The organism is Bradyrhizobium sp. P5_C11_2, from assembly GCF_054049755.1.
This window is the reverse complement of sequence record NZ_JBFULT010000887.1, coordinates 1-1,918: the sequence shown is the minus strand read 5'-3', so window position 1 is coordinate 1,918 and position 1,918 is coordinate 1. Positions and strand designations below refer to the sequence as shown.

At 63.8% G+C, this 1,918-nt stretch carries 2 protein-coding genes; one reads left to right on the top strand and one right to left on the bottom strand.

All coding sequences use genetic code 11. The annotated features are described in order from the left end of the window. On the bottom strand, positions 1-992 hold a 992-nt coding region (locus ACXJL8_RS39895; RefSeq protein WP_456686910.1), incomplete at its 3' end, for an HlyD family secretion protein. 279 nt (positions 993-1,271) lie between these two features. Here ACXJL8_RS39895 and ACXJL8_RS39890 point away from each other — a divergent pair. Further along, positions 1,272-1,918: LysR family transcriptional regulator (locus ACXJL8_RS39890; protein WP_456686909.1), on the top strand; the 647-nt coding region annotated here is incomplete at its 3' end.

Genomic DNA, 1,918 nt, shown 5'->3' with positions numbered 1-1,918 from the left:
GCGTTGTCGGGCGGCAGCAGCGCGAATTCGAGCCCGCTGGCCGGCGACAGGCTGTCGACATGACCGCGCAGGGTCTGGCCGCGGAAGCTGTCGACGCGCAGCTCGACCGGCTGGCCGGGACGGACATGGGTGAGCTGCGTCTCCTTGAAGTTGGCGACCACATAGACCGCATCGAGCGGCACCACCGCCATCAACTGCGTACCGGCCTGCACGAACTGGCCGACGCGCAAGCTGCGGGCGCCGACCGTGCCGTCGACCGGTGCGGTGATCTCGGTGTAGGAGAGGTTGAGCTCAGCCTGCTGCGCGACCGCACGGGCACGTTCGAGCTGGGCCGTGGCCTGGGCGCGCTGGGTGGTGAGCACGTCGACCTTGCGCTGCGCCGCCAGCAGACCGAACTTGGCGTGCTGCAACTGCGCGCTGCTGGCGCGTAGCGCCGCATCGGTCTGCTGCGCGCGCTGAATCGTGCCGGAGCCCGATTTCATCAGGTCGTCGTAGCGGGCGCGCTCTTCCTGCGCGAATTTCAGATTGGCGTCCGCAGCCGTGACATCGGCCGTGCTCTGCTCGATGATCGGCTGCTGAAGCTCGAGCTGGGCATCGAGGTTGCGCACCGAGGCTTCCGCCGCCGCGACATCGGCGCGGGCCTGGTCGAGCGCCGCCTTGAAGTCGCGGTCGTCGATCTTCGCCAGCAACTGTCCGGCCTTGACCTTTTCGTTGTCGCCGACCAGGACCTTCGCGATGTAGCCGGAAACCTTCGGCGCGACGATCGTCGAGTCCGCCTTCACATAGGCGTCGTCGGTCGTCTCGAGATAGCGGCCGTTGGTCCAGTAGTCGTGGCCGTAATAGACAGTCGCTGCCGTGCCTGCGAGGAGCGCGAGCACCAAGGCCGCGTGCCGGACCCTGTTCCGGACCGGCATAGGCAGCGGTGACTTGGAATAATCTTGAGTTATTTCAGTCGCTTGCTGGAATTTTTCGGTGCGGGGCATCTCGGACATGACGGTCTCCTATCGGCTGGCAGGGACTATCGGTCTTTCCAGTTCGAGCGATAATCGGCGAAATGCTAGAAGGATTATCCACTCGGAGTGGATAGTCCGCGGACCTCGCCTGAGGTGTGTATGGTCTACCCAACCAGACGTGCGACTGCCCCAGAGCGATTGCCGCGCCTGTCGAGCGATTGCTGCCAACGCCTGCGCGATGCCGCACGCGGGATGATCTGGTAGATAATCGGGGCGAATTCCTTGAGATTATCGATCAAGAGCGGATAATCAGGCGGCATGGACCGATTGACCAGCCTCGAAGTCTTTAGCCGGGTGGTCGAGACCGGCGGCTTCTCTGCCGCAGCCCGCAAGCTCAACATGTCGACCACCATGGTGAGCAATCATGTTCAGGCGCTGGAAGACCGGCTCGGGGTGAGGCTGCTTCAGCGCACCACGCGCAAGGTCAACCTCACCGAGATCGGCAAGGCCTATTACGACCGCTGCGTCCAGATCCTCGCCGATATCGAACAGGCCGACGATATCGCGAGCGAATTGCAGTCGGTGCCCCGCGGCACGCTACGGATCCACGTCGCCACGCACATGGTGCCGTTTGTCACGCCCATCGTGGCGAAACTCCTGTCGACCTATCCAGAGCTCAAGATCGATCTGCGCATGGGCGAAGCCGACGTCGACCTCATCGAGGAAGGGTATGACGTTGCGGTGCGCATGACCCCACCGCCGGATTCGAGCCTGATCGTCCGCAGTCTCGCCACCTGGCGCCACGTGCTGTGCTGCTCGCACGACTATCTCGAGAGGCATGGTCGCGTGCGGAAGCTCGATGAGCTCACCGCGCACAATTGCGGCCGTCACGTGAATTATCCCTTCGGCGATGATTGGCGCTTCTTCGATCGCAAGGGCGCGCCGGCATCGGTACGGATCTCCGG